Origin of the sequence: Caballeronia sp. ATUFL_F2_KS9A, assembly GCF_023630765.1 — a bacterium.
Lineage (GTDB): Bacteria > Pseudomonadota > Gammaproteobacteria > Burkholderiales > Burkholderiaceae > Caballeronia > Caballeronia zhejiangensis.
On the sequence record NZ_JALQEK010000002.1, the window covers coordinates 96,448 to 109,481 of the forward strand.

General features: G+C 65.6%; 15 protein-coding genes. 6 read left to right on the forward strand and 9 right to left on the reverse strand.

Going from position 1 to position 13,034, the window contains the following annotated elements:
- Positions 1–7: 7 nt before the first annotated feature.
- From cobT to NCS67_RS02710, 3 genes are read left to right on the forward strand one after another with little or no spacing between them, the layout of a single operon-like run.
- The gene (gene cobT, locus NCS67_RS02700; protein WP_244807764.1) at positions 8–1,060 is read left to right on the forward strand and encodes a nicotinate-nucleotide--dimethylbenzimidazole phosphoribosyltransferase; all 1,053 of its coding nucleotides are present in this window, start codon (positions 8–10) and stop codon (positions 1,058–1,060) included.
- A 1-nt stretch (position 1,061) separates the two neighbouring features.
- Positions 1,062–1,820, forward strand: coding sequence for an adenosylcobinamide-GDP ribazoletransferase (locus NCS67_RS02705; protein ID WP_250434033.1), 759 nt, complete (start codon positions 1,062–1,064; stop codon positions 1,818–1,820).
- Positions 1,805–2,374: a histidine phosphatase family protein gene (locus tag NCS67_RS02710; RefSeq protein ID WP_250434045.1), complete on the forward strand. Its 570-nt coding sequence runs from the start codon at positions 1,805–1,807 to the stop codon at positions 2,372–2,374. The genes NCS67_RS02705 and NCS67_RS02710 overlap by 16 nt, the downstream gene beginning before the upstream one ends.
- On the opposite strand, the gene NCS67_RS02715 is transcribed toward NCS67_RS02710, so the two are convergent.
- From NCS67_RS02715 to cobU, 4 genes are read right to left on the reverse strand one after another with little or no spacing between them, the layout of a single operon-like run.
- A complete protein-coding gene (locus tag NCS67_RS02715) occupies positions 2,375–3,268 on the reverse strand; it encodes a cobalamin-binding protein (protein ID WP_250434047.1) in 894 nt (297 codons plus the stop codon).
- Positions 3,265–4,260 carry a threonine-phosphate decarboxylase CobD gene (gene cobD, locus NCS67_RS02720; protein WP_034472921.1) on the reverse strand — a complete coding sequence of 332 codons (996 nt, stop codon included), beginning with the start codon at positions 4,258–4,260 and terminating at the stop codon, positions 3,265–3,267. The genes NCS67_RS02715 and cobD overlap by 4 nt, the downstream gene beginning before the upstream one ends.
- Positions 4,261–4,265: 5 nt before the next feature.
- On the reverse strand, positions 4,266–5,207 hold the full coding sequence (gene cbiB, locus NCS67_RS02725; RefSeq protein ID WP_250434049.1) for an adenosylcobinamide-phosphate synthase CbiB: 942 nt from the start codon (positions 5,205–5,207) through the stop codon (positions 4,266–4,268).
- Between the two features lie 4 nt (positions 5,208–5,211).
- Positions 5,212–5,760 (reverse strand): bifunctional adenosylcobinamide kinase/adenosylcobinamide-phosphate guanylyltransferase, encoded by a 549-nt coding sequence (gene cobU, locus NCS67_RS02730; RefSeq protein WP_008351080.1) that lies wholly within the window; start codon positions 5,758–5,760, stop codon positions 5,212–5,214.
- A 56-nt stretch (positions 5,761–5,816) separates the two neighbouring features.
- Here cobU and NCS67_RS02735 point away from each other — a divergent pair, with 56 nt between their 5' ends.
- A complete protein-coding gene (locus tag NCS67_RS02735) occupies positions 5,817–7,292 on the forward strand; it encodes a cobyric acid synthase (RefSeq protein WP_250434051.1) in 1,476 nt (491 codons plus the stop codon).
- On the opposite strand, the gene NCS67_RS02740 is transcribed toward NCS67_RS02735, so the two are convergent.
- Positions 7,286–7,705 (reverse strand): PaaI family thioesterase, encoded by a 420-nt coding sequence (locus NCS67_RS02740; protein ID WP_034472911.1) that lies wholly within the window; start codon positions 7,703–7,705, stop codon positions 7,286–7,288. The genes NCS67_RS02735 and NCS67_RS02740 overlap by 7 nt on opposite strands.
- Positions 7,706–7,882: 177 nt before the next feature.
- On the opposite strand from NCS67_RS02740, the gene NCS67_RS02745 reads away from it, so the two are divergent.
- Entirely contained in the window at positions 7,883–8,509 is a 627-nt protein-coding gene (locus tag NCS67_RS02745) for a ParA family protein (RefSeq protein ID WP_008351074.1), read from the forward strand.
- Between the two features lie 57 nt (positions 8,510–8,566).
- Here the strand turns inward: NCS67_RS02745 and panD are convergent, their stop codons facing one another.
- The 4 genes from panD to NCS67_RS02765 form a co-directional block, all read right to left on the reverse strand.
- Positions 8,567–8,953, reverse strand: a complete 387-nt coding sequence (gene panD, locus NCS67_RS02750) for an aspartate 1-decarboxylase (RefSeq protein WP_008351073.1) — start codon at positions 8,951–8,953, stop codon at positions 8,567–8,569.
- A gap of 14 nt (positions 8,954–8,967) precedes the next feature.
- Positions 8,968–9,801 (reverse strand): pantoate--beta-alanine ligase, encoded by an 834-nt coding sequence (panC, locus tag NCS67_RS02755; protein WP_008351071.1) that lies wholly within the window; start codon positions 9,799–9,801, stop codon positions 8,968–8,970.
- A 60-nt stretch (positions 9,802–9,861) separates the two neighbouring features.
- Positions 9,862–10,689, reverse strand: a complete 828-nt coding sequence (locus NCS67_RS02760) for a segregation and condensation protein A (RefSeq protein ID WP_034472990.1) — start codon at positions 10,687–10,689, stop codon at positions 9,862–9,864.
- Positions 10,690–10,775: 86 nt separating this feature from the next.
- Positions 10,776–10,964 carry a DUF3460 family protein gene (locus NCS67_RS02765; protein ID WP_174447747.1) on the reverse strand — a complete coding sequence of 63 codons (189 nt, stop codon included), beginning with the start codon at positions 10,962–10,964 and terminating at the stop codon, positions 10,776–10,778.
- A gap of 333 nt (positions 10,965–11,297) precedes the next feature.
- On the opposite strand from NCS67_RS02765, the gene NCS67_RS02770 reads away from it, so the two are divergent.
- Entirely contained in the window at positions 11,298–13,031 is a 1,734-nt protein-coding gene (locus tag NCS67_RS02770) for an autotransporter assembly complex protein TamA (protein WP_239295371.1), read from the forward strand.
- Positions 13,032–13,034: the final 3 nt, after the last annotated feature.

The window sequence follows — 13,034 nt, forward strand, 5'->3', positions numbered from 1 at the left end:
AATTCCGATGTCCACGAATAACGGCATCCCGATGCCCCGCGCGCTCGACCGCGCCATCGAAGGCGAACTGCGCCGCATCATCGACACGAAGACGAAGCCGCCCGGCAGTCTCGGGCGGCTCGAAGACATCGCGCTGCAAATGGGCCTGATTCAACGCACGGCGAAGCCGCGCATCGAGCGTCCCGCGATGATCGTCTTCGCGGGCGATCACGGCATCGCGAAAGAGGGCGTGAGCTCGTATCCGCAGGAAGTGACCGCGCAGATGGTCGCGAATTTTCTGGCGGGCGGCGCTGCGATCAACGCGCTGTCGCGCTCGGTCGGCATGACGCTCGAAGTCGTCGATGCGGGCGTCGCGACGCCGATTCCCATCGATCATGGATACGAGCGTCTGTCGCTCGGGCTCGGCACGCGCAACTTCGCGCACGAACGCGCGATGTCGCGCGAGACCGCGCTCGAAGGCATCGCGCGGGGCGCGGCGCGCGTGCGGCATCACGCGTCGCTCGGCACGAACGTGATCGGCTTCGGCGAAATGGGCATCGCGAATACGTCGGCGGCGGCATGTCTGATGAGCCGTCTGTGCGTTCTTTCGATCGACGAGTGCGTCGGGCGCGGCACCGGTCTCGACGAGCGAGGACTCGCGCACAAGCGCGAGGTGCTGTCTAAAGCGCTCGCGCTGCATCGCGATGAAGGCGATGCGATCGACACGCTCGCGACCTTCGGCGGCTTCGAAATCGCGATGATGACGGGCGCGTATCTCGCCGCCGCGTGCGCGGGCATGACGATACTCGTCGATGGTTTCATCGCGACTTCCGCGTTGCTGGTTGCATCGAAGATGGCGCCTGACGTGCTCGACTATTGCGTGTTCGCGCATGCATCGAACGAGACGGGGCATCGCCGGATGCTCGCGCATTTCGGTGCCGCGCCGCTGCTGCAACTCGAGTTGCGTCTGGGCGAAGGCACGGGCGCGGCGCTCGCGTTGCCGATCCTGCGCGCGGCCGTCGCGTTCGTCGACGAAATGGCGAGCTTCGAGTCGGCGGGCGTCTCGAATAAAGCCGACTGAGATGCGCCCGCTCGACGAACTGCGCTATTTCTTCACCGCGCTCGGCTATTTCACGCGCGTGCCGGTGCCGCGCTGGGTCGGCTTCGAGCGCGACTATCTGAACGCGGCGGCGCGCTATTTTCCGCTCGTCGGCGCGATGGTCGGCGGCGTCGCGGCGCTGGTGTATCTCGCGGCGTTGCGCGTGTTTCCGGCGGGCATCGCGGTGCTGCTTTCGATGGCCACGACGCTCGTCTTGACCGGCGCGTTTCACGAAGACGGACTCGCCGATTGCGTCGATGCCTTCGGCGGCGCATACACGCGCGAGGACGCGTTACGCATCATGCACGACTCGCGCATCGGCGCGTTCGGCGCGATTGCGTTGATGATCGCGCTCGCGCTGAAATGGCAGACGCTCGCCGCATTGCCGCCGCAACGCGTCGCGTGGACGATGATCGCCGCGCACGCCGCGAGCCGCGCGTTCGCAATCAGCTATCTCGTCACGCTCGATTACGTGCGCGCCGAAGGCAAGGCGAAGCCGGTCGCGCAGCGCATGAGCGTGTCGTCGTTCGCGCTGGCGCTCGCGTTCGGCCTGCCGTGGCTCTTCGTGACCGACTGGAAGCTCGCGTGCGTGACGATCGTCGCGCTGATCGTTCTGCGCTTGTTCATCGGACGGTACTTCGTCCGGCGCATCGGCGGTTACACGGGCGATTGCCTCGGTTTCGCGCAGCAAGTGTTCGAGATCGCGATCTATCTCATAGGGCTCGCATGGATCTCGTCCTGATCCGGCATCCGGAAGTCGCCGTCGATGCGGGCGTTTGCTACGGGCAAACCGATGTGCCTTTGCAGCGCGATGCGCGCGAATCGGCGAGCGCGTTGACGGCGCGCATGAAGGCGCTGAACGTGCCCCCATGCGTCGATGGATGGCACGCGAGTCCGCTCGTGCGTTGCGCTTCGATCGCGCGTGCGCTGGGCGGCGACGTTCATCCCGACGCACGTCTGGCCGAGATGCACTTCGGCGCGTGGGAAGGGCGCGCGTGGGACGCGATCGATCGCGCGCTGATCGATGCATGGGCCGACGATATCGCCCATGCTCGTCCGCACGGCGGCGAGAGTCTCGCGCAGTTCGCGCATCGCGTGATCGCGTGGTTCGATGCGACGTGTGTCGATGAACGGGCCGTGCATGTCGTCGCGCATGCGGGCGTCGTGCGCGTGCTTGCTGCGCATCTGCTCGGCGTCGCGCGTGAATCGGCGTTGCAATGGCCGCTCGATTTCGGCGGGATCGCTTGGTTCAGGCGCGTGCGCGGGCAGTGGCTGCCTGTGCGGTGGAACGCCTGACTACTTCGTCCTCCGCTCGCGCGCGATTTCCAAATCGCGGCACAGCTCATCCGCGCCCAGCGCAAGCCGCGGCGTCGGCCGATTGATCAGATCGCCGTCGATGCCGAAAAGATTGCCGCGCGCCACCGCCGTCATCGATGTCCAGCGCCGCCATCTTTCGAGCGCGGGCAACGGGCGATCCGGCTTCGTCGCGCCGGGTGTCGCCGTGACGATCGCTTCCGGATTCGCCGCGAGCACGGCTTCGGTCGATATCGTCGGCACGCGCGGTTTCTCGGCTGCGAACACGTTCGCGCCGCCGCACAAGCCGATCACTTCGTCGAAAACGTTGTCGCGATTGAGCGTCATCAACGGATCGTCCCACACCTGATAGAACACGCTCACGCGCGGCCGTTCCGCGTAACGCGCACGCAATCGCGCAATCTCGCGCGTGAAGGCATCGGACGCGGCGCGTGCCTCATTCTGCGTGCCGAGCAGCGCGCCGAGCTTGCCGATGCTCGCCGCGATATCGTCGAGATGCTTCGGCTCGCTGAAATAGATCGGCACGCCGAGCGCCTGCAGTCGATCCGTCTGACGCGCCGCATTTCCATGCCGCCACACGACGATCAGATCCGGATGCAACGCGACGATGCGTTCGAGATCGAGCGCCTTGTTGTCGCCGACGCGGGCAATCGCCTGCGCCTCTTTCGGATAATCGCTATACGTGACAGCGCCGACGACGCGCGCGCCGCCGCCCGCCGCGAACAGCAACTCGGTCACATGCGGCGCGAGACTGACGACACGTTCGGCGGGCTTCGCGAGCGTGACGGACGCGCCGCTGTCATCGACGACGGTGATCGCATGCGCTTGCGTCACCGCGAAGCCGATCAGCAGGGCAATCGCACGGCGCAACCTCACGCGCAAATCTCCCGCAGCGCGAGCGACAGGCGCGCCCAGTCGCCTTCCGCGCCTGGCAATCCGATGCGCAGGCTCGGCGTCATGCCGGGCAGATCGAAAAGACGCGTCCAGATGCCGCGCAACGCGAGCGCGTGTTGCAGTTCGGGCGCTTTCGGCGTCGCTGTCCACGCGAAAAGCGGCGTCGCGCGCACGTCGAAACCGTAGATCGCGATCGATGCGGCAAGGCGCGCGCCATCGCGATGCAGACGCTCGCGCATTTCGCGCTGCCACGCGATATCGGCGAAAGCGGCGGCGACCGCATGTCGCGCCGGGCCGCTCACGGTCCATGCGCCGAGCGCGTCGCGCAACGCGTCGGCGAGCGCGGGCGCGGCCAGCACGAAACCCGCGCGAATGCCCGCGAGCCCGAAAAACTTGCCGACCGAGCGCAGCACGACGAGCCCGTCGTGCGCCGTCTCGCTCGCCAGCGACGATGCGGGATCGGTATCGGCGAACGCTTCATCGACGATCAGCGTGCCGCCGCGCGAGGCGAGCTGTTCGTGCCAGGAAAGCAGCGTGTCGCGCGCGACGCGCTCGGCCGTCGGATTGTTCGGATGGGCGACGATGACGTGATCGAACGTATCGGGCAAATCGTGCTTCGTGATGTCGAGCGTGGCGATCGCGTGGCCCGCGCGTGCGAACGCGGGCGCGTATTCGCCGTACGTGAGCGGCGCGACGGCCGCCGTGCCGCGGCGCAAAAGCGCGGGCAACGCGCGTATCGCCGCCTGCGATCCCGCCACCGGCAACGCGAGCGGCGCGCCGTAGTAGCGCGCGGCGTCTTCGGCGAGGCCGTCGTCGTCTTCGGGCAGGCGCCGCCACGCATCGGGCGCGACGGGCGGCACCGGATAGCCGTGCGGATTGATGCCGGTCGACAGATCGAGCCAGTCATCGAGAGATATCGCGTAGCGGCGCGCGGCCTCGCGCAGATTGCCGCCGTGCCGGATGGATTGCGTCATGTCAGTCAGCCACTCGTCGTTACGCTCAGAACCGCGATCATCAATAGCACCGCGAGCCACATCAATGTCGCGCGCTCGACGAGCCGCAACGCCGCGACGACATGCTTCGCCGTCGCCGGATGGCCCGCGCCGAGCGTCGGACGCGTTTCGAGCACGCCGTGATACACCGCCGCGCCGCCGATCAGCACGTTGAGACTGCCGGCGCCCGAGGCCATCACCGGCCCCGCGTTCGGGCTATCCCACGAGCGCGCCTGCGTGCGCCAGCAGTGCCACGCCATGTGCGTGTCGCCGGCGAGCGCGTAGGTCGCGGCCGTGAGGCGCGCGGGGATGAAGTTGAGCACATCGTCGAAGCGCGCGGCCGCCCAGCCGAAACGCAGAAAGCGCGGCGTGCGATAACCCCACATCGCGTCGAGCGTGTTGGCGAGGCGGAACATCAGCGCGCCGGGGCCGCCCGCGACCGCGAACCAGAAGAGCGCGCCGAAGATCGCATCGTTGCCGTTTTCCAGCGCCGATTCGACCGCCGCGCGCGAGAGCGCGTTTTCATCGGCTTGGGATGTATCGCGCGACACGATGCGCGACGTCAGCACGCGCGCGTGATCGATATCGCCGAAACTCAACGCGCGAGCGATCGGCGCGATGTGCTGGCGCAGGCTTTTCGCGCCGAGGGCGAACCAGAGCAGCAGAACATGCACGAGACACGCATACGCGAACGGCAGCGCGCCGACCAGAAACCACGCGATGCCGACCGGCGGCGCGACCAGCGCGAACCACGCGAGGATGCCCGCCGGCCGCGCGCGAAAGCCGGTGTTCACGCGCGCTTCGAGCTTCGTCGCGAGATTGCCGAAGCCGACGAGCGGATGCCGCGCGCGCGGCTCGCCGAAGATGCGATCGACGATCACGCCGAGCACGGCGAGAAGCGCCATTGCGTAGGCGGAGAGAAGGAGCATCGCGCTAACCCTTGAGCGCGAGCGGAAGGCCCGCGACCATCAGCGTCGCGCGTGTGCTCGCGGCCGCGACGCGCTGATTCAGCCGGCCGAGTTCATCGACATAAAGACGCGTGACGGAGCCGAGCGGCACGACGCCCAGCCCGATTTCGTTGCTCACGACGATCACTTTGCCTTTCGTCTGCCCGAGCGCCGCGTCGAATTGCGCGAAGGCATCGCGGGCGCTGTCGGGCAGAACGGCGATTTCGTCGCTCATCGCTTCTTTCGAGAAAAGCAGATTCGCGAGCCACAGCGTCAGGCAGTCGATCAGCACGCAATGTCCCGCGCGATCCGCTTCGCGCAGCGCGCCCGCGAGATCGAGCGGCGCTTCGACGAGCGTCCAGTGTGCGGGCCGGCGCCCGCGATGCAGCTTCACGCGTTCGGCGAACTCCGCGTCGCCGACGCGCGCAGTCGCGATATACGTCACGGGCAGGCCGCTTTCGGCGGCGAGCCGTTCGGCGTGCGCGCTCTTGCCGGAGCGTGCGCCGCCGAGGATGAAAGTGAGGTCGGGGGTCATCGCGATATTGTACTGACGGGCTAAGATAGCGCGTCGCTCTTCATGGGAATCCTCCGATGCCATTCACGCCACGCGGCACGCTGATGATCCAGGGCACGACGTCCGATGCCGGCAAAAGCACGCTCGTCGCCGGATTGTGCCGCTTCGCCCGGCGCGGCGGGGTGCGCGTCGCGCCGTTCAAGCCGCAGAACATGGCGCTCAATAGCGCAGTGACCGTCGATGGCGGCGAGATCGGCCGCGCGCAGGCGCTTCAGGCGATCGCGGCGGGCGTCGATGCGCGCATCGACTTCAATCCGGTCCTGCTCAAGCCGACGAGCGATCGCGGCGCGCAGGTCATCATCCACGGTCACGCGCACGCGAACCTCGACGCACGCGCGTATCACGCGTACAAGCGCATCGCGTTCGACGCCGTGCTCGCGTCGTACGAGCGCTTGCAGAAGGACTTCGACGCGGTGATCGTCGAAGGCGCGGGCAGTCCCGCCGAAATCAATCTGCGCGACGGCGATATCGCCAACATGGGCTTCGCGGAGCGCGTCGATTGCCCGGTCGTGCTCGTCGCCGATATCGATCGCGGCGGCGTGTTCGCGCATCTCGTCGGCACGCTCGCGTGTTTGTCGGAGAGCGAAAGGGCGCGCGTTCGCGGCTTCGTCATCAACCGGTTTCGCGGGGATATCGGCTTGTTGAAGCCAGGGCTCGACTGGCTGGAAGCGCAGACGGGCAAGCCGGTGTTCGGCGTGCTGCCGTATCTGCACGGCCTGACGCTCGACGCCGAGGACATGCTGCCGAGCCAGCCGCACACGCGGGGCGATGCACCCGCGCTGAAGGTGATCGTGCCGGCGCTGCCGCGCATCAGCAATCACACGGATTTCGATGCGCTGCGGGCGCATCGTCAGATCGACTTCAGCTATGTGCGCGCGGGCGTTGCGCCGCCGCCCGCCGATCTGATCGTGCTGCCCGGTTCGAAGAGCGTGCAGCGCGATCTCGCATGGCTGCGCGAAAACGGCTGGGATCGCGCGATCGAACGGCATCTGCGATACGGCGGCAAGGTGCTCGGCATATGCGGCGGCATGCAGATGCTCGGACGCGAGATCGACGATCCCGATGGCGTCGAAGGCGCGGCGGGGTGCGTGGGCGGGCTCGGGCTGCTCGATCTCTCGACCGTGCTAACGCCGCAGAAGCAACTGGAGAATGTCACCGGACGGTTGACCATCGGCGATGCCAAAGCGCCCGTGCGCGGCTATGAAATCCACATGGGCCGCACGCGCGGACCGGCGCTCGCGCGTCCGCTGGTCGCGCTGGACGGCGGGCGTGTCGACGGCGCGGTATCGGATGACGGCCAGATCGCCGCGACGTATCTGCACGGCGTTTTCGATACGCCCGAAGCCTGCGCCGCGCTGCTCGCATGGGCGGGCGTAAAAGACGCCGAGCTGCTCGATTATCCGGCGCTGCGCGAGGCGTCGCTGGATCGCCTCGCCGATTCGTTCGCGCAGTCGCTCGATCTGGACGCGCTACAAGCTGCCTTCGGTCAATAAAGAATCATCTGCGTGCAACGGAACATGGCGATCAGCTTGCCGTCGCCGTTCGTGACCGTCGCGTCCCACACCTGCGTGCTGCGCCCGAGGTGCACGGCCGTCGCCTTCGCGACGATCCTGCCTTCGCGCGCCGTCGAAACGTGGTTGCTCTTCAGTTCGAGCGTCGTGAAGTTCTGCGCCTTCTCCGGCAGATGCGCGATGCACGCGTAGCCGCAACACGTATCCGCGAGGCCGACGACCGTCGCCGCATGCAGAAAGCCATTCGGCGCGAGCAATTCCGGGCGGATCGTGAGTTCGCCGCTCAACTGGCCCTGATCGAGCGAGATCAGTTGCACGCCGAGCAGCTCGGGCAGGCGGCCTTTCTGGCGATTGCGAAGAAAATCGAGCGTGACATCGGGGCGAAGGGGCGTCATGAGCGTTCGGTCGGTTGAAATGGAGGAAGGCGTACGGCCGTTCGGGAGAGATGCCGGCCGCGCGAGTTTTGCCGATAATATCAACGCTCGAAATCATGCACCTGTTCTAGTCAAGACGAAATCGTGCGCGGCGCGGAAACACTGCGCGAGCGCGCCCAACAAAATCCAGGACACTTCATGACCGTGATCGTGGTGGCAAATCCTAAAGGCGGCGTCGGCAAAAGCACGCTCGCAACCAATCTGGCCGGCTATTTCGCGGCGCAAGGCGAATGGGTCGCGCTCGCGGATCTCGACAAGCAGCGCTCGTCGCACGCGTGGCTTTCGCTGCGCGTCGATATGCTGCCGAAGATCGAGGAATGGGCCGTCGACGTCGATTCTCCCGCGAAGCCGCCCAAAGGTCTGGAGAAAGCCGTCGTCGATACGCCCGCCGGCGTGCACGGCAACCGCCTGTCGCTCGCGCTGGATCTCGCCGATAAAGTGATCGTGCCGCTCCAGCCGTCGATGTTCGACATCCTCGCGACGCAGGACTTTCTCACGCGGCTATCGAAGGAGAAGGCGGTGAGGAAGGGCGCGATTCAGGTCGGCGTGGTCGGCATGCGCGTCGATGCACGCACGCGCTCGGCCGAACAGTTGCATCGTTTCGTCGAAGGACTCGATTTGCCGGTGCTCGGCTTCTTGCGCGATACGCAGAACTACGTGCAGCTCGCCGCGCACGGCCTCACGATCTGGGACGTGGCCAAAAGCCGCGTCGAAAAGGATCTGGAGCAGTGGGAGCCGATCATCGACTGGGTGTCGAAGAAATGAAAAAAGCCGGCGTCCGTTGAGGAACGCCGGCTTCGTCGGACGAAAACCGCCCGGAAATCAGGTCCAGTTCTGCGTCGGGACGTGATCGCGGCTGCCCTTGATGCGATTGTCCTCGTCGACGAACACGAGGTTCGGCTTCCAGCCCGCCTTGATCTCTTCCTCGTCGACTTGCGCGAACGCCGCGATGATGACGAGATCGCCGAGTTGCGCGCGGCGCGCCGCCGAGCCGTTCAGCGAAATCATGCCGCTGCCGCGCTCGCCCTTGATCGCGTACGTGGTCAGGCGCTCGCCGTTGTTCACGTTCCAGATGTCGATCTGCTCGTTTTCCATCAGGTTCGCGGCGTCGAGCAGGTCTTCGTCGATCGCGCACGAGCCTTCGTAATGCAATTCGCAATGCGTGACCGTCGCGCGGTGAATCTTCGATTTCAACAAGGTGCGCTGCATGGTGCTTCCTTCCTTCAGATTTCCAGATTGTCGATGAGACGCGTCGCGCCGAGCTTGGCCGCCGCGACCACGACGAGCGGCGCGTCGGTTTCGTCGGCGCCCGGCGCGATCAGGTTCGAGCGCTTGCGCACGCTGATGTAGTCCGGCTTCCAGCCGCGGTCGGCGAGCGCGTTCATCGCGTCGCGTTCGAGTGCGGCGATATCGCGATTGCCCGACAGCACGGCTTCGCGCACGCGCTGCAACGCGGCGGCGAGCTGCGGCGCTTCGGCGCGCTCGTCGGCGGACAGGAAGCGGTTGCGCGACGACAGCGCGAGGCCGTCTTCATCGCGCACGGTTTCCGCCGCGACGATTTCCGTCGGCAGCGCGAACTGATGGCACATGGCGCGCACGATCATCAACTGTTGATAATCCTTCTTGCCGAACACCGCGACGCGCGGCTGCACGCACGACATCAGTTTCATGACGACGGTGCACACGCCCGTGAAAAAGCCGGGGCGGAATTCGCCTTCGAGAATGTCGCCGAGATTGTGCGGCGGATGCACGCGATACTCCTGCGGCTCCGGATACATGTCCGTCTCGGTCGGCGCGAACAGCACGTAGACGTTCTCCTTCTGCAGCTTTTCGATGTCGTCCTGCAGCGTGCGCGGATATTTGTCGAAATCTTCGTTCGGGCCGAACTGCAGACGATTCACGAAAATGCTCGCGACCACGGGATCGCCGTGCTGGCGCGCGAGACGCATCAGGGAGAGATGGCCTTCGTGGAGGTTGCCCATCGTCGGGACGAAGGCGGTTCGGTTCTGGCCGCGCAACTGGTCGCGCAGTTCGTGGATGGAGCTGATGACTTTCATCGAGCGGGTGTCTCCTGTCGAGCGGCCGGTGCGCCGCCACGCGGAAAAAGATAAGAAAGACTAGGCAGGAGAATACGCGAGCCGCACGTAGATCGGCGCGTAGGGTTCGGCCTGCGTGATTTCGATCAGCGATTCGCGCGACAGCTCCAGCATCGCGATGAAGTTCACGACGACTACCGGCACGCCGCGCGTGGTGTCGAAGAGTTCCGTGAACTCCATGAAGCGCGCGTTCTGCAGACGCCGCAGGATCACGCTCATGTGCTCGCGCACCGAAAGCTCTTCGCGCGTGATCTTGTGATGCTGCACGAGCTTCGCGCGCTTGATGACGTCGGCCCACGCGGCGCGCAGGTCGTTCATGTCGACGTCGGGGAAGCGCTGCTCGGCGGACTGCTCGATGTAAATGTCCGCGCGCAGGAAGTCGCGGCCGAGTTGCGGCAACTGGTCGAGCTTCTGCGCGGCGAGTTTCATCTGCTCGTATTCGAGCAGACGCCGCACGAGTTCGGCGCGCGGATCTTCGGCTTCTTCGCCGGTGTCGGCCTTCTTGACCGGCAGCAGCATGCGCGACTTGATCTCGATCAGCATCGCAGCCATCAGCAGATATTCCGACGCCAGCTCGAGATTCGATTCGCGAATCTGATCGACGTAGCCGAGATATTGCGCGGTGACATCCGCCATCGGGATGTCGAGCACGTTGAAGTTCTGCTTGCGGATGAGATAGAGCAGCAGGTCGAGCGGGCCTTCGAAGGCTTCGAGAAAGATCTCGAGCGCGTCGGGCGGGATGTACAGGTCGGTCGGCAGCTTCCAGAGCGGCTCGCCGTACAGGTGCGCGATCGCGACGCCGTCGATGGTGTCGGGCGTCGAATCGGTTGCGGGCGTGGCGAGCGCCACGGCACGGTCTTCCCGGGCTTCGTCGCGCTTTGCCTCAGACGGCGAATGCGCGGACGATTGCGGCTCGCGGCCTGCTGCGCTCACGTTCAGAAGTTCTGGTAATAGACGTAGGGCGTCTGGTTCACGCGCGATTGCTGCTGCGTGGTGCGCTCGTCGAGGTCGATCGGCTGCTTGTCCCACAGTAGCGCGCGGCCGCGGCGCTGTTCTTCTTCCAGCGAGGGCTTCTGCTCTTTCAACTGATTGATGAACTGGGTGATATCCGACTGATACATGATCCGGCTTCCGTTGAGGTCGAGGCGTGAGCCTGTGATTTTGCCTGTGCGCGCAATTTTACCGCAAGCGCGCGGCAGTTTCGTCGCTCGGAAGGCGCACGCGCGTGCAGCTTTCGCGGAACCCACGCGGCGCGCAGCCGTCCAACGGCGCACGTCCGGCGCGAGATGGCCGCTTTTGCGGCGTGCGTCCATGCCGATGTGGTGAAATAGCGCCTGCGTCCGATTGCGTCGGCTGCAAGTTTTACCTCGAATCCCACTTTTTCCCGATGCCGGAGGTCACGTTTGGCGGGGCGTTCGTTTGATCCGCTGCGCGCGTGGCGCGTAAGGCCGCGCGGCATGAGCCGCTGGCCGGCCCTGATTGTGGCGCTCGTCGCGTTCGGCTTCGCTGCGCCCGCTTGCGCCAAGTACGACGTCGACATCGACGCGCCGCGCAGCATCAAGAAGCTGCTGAAGGAGAACCTCGATCTCTCCCGTTTCGCCAAGCGCGACGACGTCAGCGACGACCAGTTCCAGTTCCTCGTCACCGCGACGCCGAAGGACGTGCGCGATCTCGTCGCGACGGAAGGCTATTTCACGCCCATCGTGCGTACGGACGTCACGACGGTCGACGACAAGCGCAACGTCAAGGTGAGCGTCGATCCCGGCCCGCGCACGATGGTCGCCTCGGTGCAACTGAATTTCACGGGCGCGGTGACGACCGAAGATCGCGCGCAGGAGAACGCGGCGCGTTTCGCTTTTTCGGTCAGCGAAGGCGATCCTTTCACGCAAAGCGGCTGGGACGACGCTAAAAACGCCGCGCTGCGGGCCCTGCAATCGAAACGCTATCTCGGCGCGAAGATCGTGCGTTCGCAGGCGCGCATCAATCCGCGCGCGCATCTGGCCGATCTCTCCGTGACGTTCGACAGCGGCCCGACCTTCACGCTCGGCAAGCTCGAGGTGAGCGGCCCGAAGCGCTATCCCGCGTGGATCATCGACCATGTGAATCCGATCCGCGAAGGCGAGGTCTACGACATCGCGCGCCTGAACGAGTTGCAGCGCCAGATCCAGAACACGCCGTATTACGCGAGCGTCGCGATCGATGCGGACAGCGACGTGAACAAGCCGGTCGACACACCGCTGCATGTGAAGGTGAGCGAGTATCCGTACAACAGCATCCGCTACGGCGTGGGTTACGCGACGGACACGGGTTTCCACATTCAGGGCGCCTACAGCTATCTCAATACGTTTGGCGCGGCGTACCCGTTCACGATTTCCGGGCGGCTCGACCAGACGCAGCAATACGGCCGCGTGCAACTCGCGATGCCGCCCGATTCGTCCGGCTGGGTCAACGCCGTGTTCGGCTCGTACACGATCACCGACGTCTCGAGCACGAAGATCTATAGCGGGCGCGTCGGCGTGCAGCGTTCGCGCTCGCGTCAGAACATCGACACGACGTATTCGCTGACCTTCTACGACGACCGCCTGACGCAGAACGAGCCGAATCCGTCGACGGCGCGTGCGCTCGTGCCCGCGTGGAGCTGGGTGCGCCGCGACGTCGACGATCCGCTGTTTCCGCGCCGCGGCAACATCATCCGCGCGGAGGCGGGTTTCGCCGTCAAGGGCGTGATGGCCGATCAGACTTTCGCGCGCCTGTACACCAACGCGCTGCAATACGTGCCGCTCGGCAAGAACGATCTGCTCGTGTTTCGCGCGGAGTTTGGCGGCGTGTTCACGAGCGGGCCGTCGAGCGGCGTGCCGGCTTCGCTGCTGTTCCGCGCGGGCGGCGCGAATTCGGTGCGCGGCTATAGCTATCTCAGCATCGGCAACAATGTGGCCGGCTCGATCCTGCCGACCAAATACATGGTGACGGCCAGCAGCGAATATCAGCACTGGTTCACGCACGACTGGGGCGGCGCGGTGTTCTTCGACATCGGCACCGCGACCGACAACTGGAGCGAGCGCGTGTTCGATCCGGGCGTGGGCGTCGGCGCGCGCTGGCGCAGTCCGGTCGGCCCGGTCAACGTCGACCTGGCGTATGGGCTGAAGAACAAGAGCATCAAACCGTATCTGACGCTCGGCATCGCGTTCTGATGC